The 2,958-nt window shown below is 50.7% G+C and carries 1 rRNA gene; it reads right to left on the bottom strand.

Going from position 1 to position 2,958, the window contains the following annotated elements:
- Window positions 1–25: 25 nt before the first annotated feature.
- Window positions 26–2,907 (bottom strand): 23S ribosomal RNA (locus BI198_RS15845).
- Window positions 2,908–2,958: the final 51 nt, after the last annotated feature.

Genomic DNA, 2,958 nt, shown 5'->3' with positions numbered 1-2,958 from the left:
GCGCCTAAAACATTTTGGGCGTTGTATGGTTAAGCCACACGGGCAATTAGTATCAGTTAGCTTAACACATCGCTGCGCTTCCACACCTGACCTATCAACGTTGTGGTCTTCAACAACCCTTTAGCAGACTTATAGTCTGAGGGATGACTCATCTCGTGGCCGGCTTCGCGCTTAGATGCTTTCAGCGCTTATCCGTTCCGAACATAGCTACCGGGCAGTGCCATTGGCATGACAACCCGAACACCAGCGGTTCGTTCACTCCGGTCCTCTCGTACTAGGAGCAACTCCACTCAATCATCCAACGCCCACGGCAGATAGGGACCGAACTGTCTCACGACGTTCTAAACCCAGCTCGCGTACCACTTTAAATGGCGAACAGCCATACCCTTGGGACCGACTTCAGCCCCAGGATGTGATGAGCCGACATCGAGGTGCCAAACACCGCCGTCGATATGAACTCTTGGGCGGTATCAGCCTGTTATCCCCGGAGTACCTTTTATCCGTTGAGCGATGGCCCTTCCATACAGAACCACCGGATCACTATGACCTACTTTCGTACCTGCTCGACGTGTCTGTCTCGCAGTTAAGCTGGCTTCTACCATTACACTAACCGTACGATGTCCGACCGTACTTAGCCAACCTTCGTGCTCCTCCGTTACGCTTTAGGAGGAGACCGCCCCAGTCAAACTACCCACCAGGCACTGTCCGCGATCCCGATAAGGGACCTGCGTTAGAACATCAAACATACAAGGGTGGTATTTCAAGGTTGACTCCACACCAACTAGCGTCAGTGCTTCAAAGTCTCCCACCTATCCTACACATGTAGGGTCAATGTTCAGTGCCAAGCTATAGTAAAGGTTCACGGGGTCTTTCCGTCTAGCCGCGGGTATACGGCATCTTCACCGCAATTTCAATTTCACTGAGTCTCTGCTGGAGACAGCCTGGCCATCATTACACCATTCGTGCAGGTCGGAACTTACCCGACAAGGAATTTCGCTACCTTAGGACCGTTATAGTTACGGCCGCCGTTTACCGGGGCTTCGATCAAGAGCTTCGCTTGCGCTAACCCCATCAATTAACCTTCCGGCACCGGGCAGGTGTCACACCCTATACGTCCTCTTACGAGTTTGCAGAGTGCTGTGTTTTTAATAAACAGTTGCAGCCAGCTGGTCACTGCGACTCTAGTGTGCTTACGGAGCAAGTCCTTCACACACCAGAGCGTACCTTCTCCCGAAGTTACGGTACTATTTTGCCTAGTTCCTTCAGCAGAGTTCTCTCAAGCGCCTTGGTATGCTCTACCTGACCACCTGTGTCGGTTTAGGGTACGATCACCAATACCTGAAGCTTAGAGGTTTTTCCTGGAAGCATAGCATCAACAGCTTCGTGTCCGTGGACACTCGTCTCGTATCTCAGCCTTAAGAAACCGGATTTGCCTAGTCTCTCAGCCTACATACTTTCACGCGGACTACCAACGCCGCGCCTGCCTAGCTTTCTCCGTCACCCCATCGCAGTATTGGTCGGTACGGGAATATTAACCCGTTTCCCATCGACTACGCTTCTCAGCCTCGCCTTAGGGGTCGACTCACCCTACCCTGATTAGCATGGGATAGGAACCCTTGGTCTTTCGGCGGGGAAGTTTTTCACTCCCCTTATCGTTACTCATGTCAGCATTCGCACTTCTGATACCTCCAGCATACCTCCCGGTACACCTTCAACGGCTTACAGAACGCTCCTCTACCACTTGTGCAAGCACAAGTCCGCAGCTTCGGTGAATGATTTAGCCCCGTTACATCTTCCGCGCAGGCCGACTCGACTAGTGAGCTATTACGCTTTCTTTAAAGGATGGCTGCTTCTAAGCCAACCTCCTAGCTGTCTATGCCTTCCCACATCGTTTTCCACTTAATCATTACTTTGGGACCTTAGCTGGCGGTCTGGGTTGTTTCCCTTTCCACGACGGACGTTAGCACCCGCCGTGTGTCTCCCGAGTAGTACTCATTGGTATTCGGAGTTTGCATGGGGTTGGTAAGTCGGGATGACCCCCTAGCCCAAACAGTGCTCTACCCCCAATGGTATTCGCTCGAGGCGCTACCTAAATAGCTTTCGAGGAGAACCAGATATCTCCGAGCTTGATTAGCCTTTCACTCCGACCCACAAGTCATCCCCTAATTTTTCAACATTAGTGGGTTCGGTCCTCCAGTTAGTGTTACCCAACCTTCAACCTGCTCATGGGTAGATCGCCCGGTTTCGGGTCTACACCCTGCAACTCTTCGCCCAGTTAAGACTCGGTTTCCCTACGGCTCCCCTATTCGGTTAACCTTGCTACAGAATGTAAGTCGCTGACCCATTATACAAAAGGTACGCAGTCACCCAACAAGTGGGCTCCTACTGCTTGTACGTACACGGTTTCAGGTTCTATTTCACTCCCCTTACAGGGGTTCTTTTCGCCTTTCCCTCACGGTACTGGTTCACTATCGGTCAGTCAGGAGTATTTAGCCTTGGAGGATGGTCCCCCCATGTTCAAACAGGATATCACGTGTCCCGTCTTACTCGTTTTCACTAAAAAGGTATTGTCGTGTACGGGGCTATCACCCTGTATCGCTACTCTTTCCAAAGTATTCCACTAACACCTAGCTAGCTTAAGGGCTAGTCCGCGTTCGCTCGCCGCTACTGACGGAATCTCGGTTGATTTCTTTTCCTCGGGGTACTTAGATGTTTCAGTTCTCCCGGTTTGCCTCGTTACACTATGTATTCATGTAACGATAGTGCATAAATGCACTGGGTTTCCCCATTCGGATATCTTAGGCTATAACGGTTTTTATCACCTTACCTAAGCTTTTCGCAGATTAACACGTCCTTCATCGCCTCTGACTGCCAAGGCATCCACCGTGTACGCTTATTCACTTAACCATACAACCCCAAAATGTCTTGAGAATTATACAGTGTGTTTAAGGTTCACAA

It is taken from the genome of Rheinheimera salexigens (assembly GCF_001752395.1).
In the GTDB taxonomy this organism is placed as follows: domain Bacteria; phylum Pseudomonadota; class Gammaproteobacteria; order Enterobacterales; family Alteromonadaceae; genus Alishewanella; species Alishewanella salexigens.
Note: the sequence above shows the minus strand (reverse complement) of the source record. Positions and strands in the feature narration are given on the sequence as shown.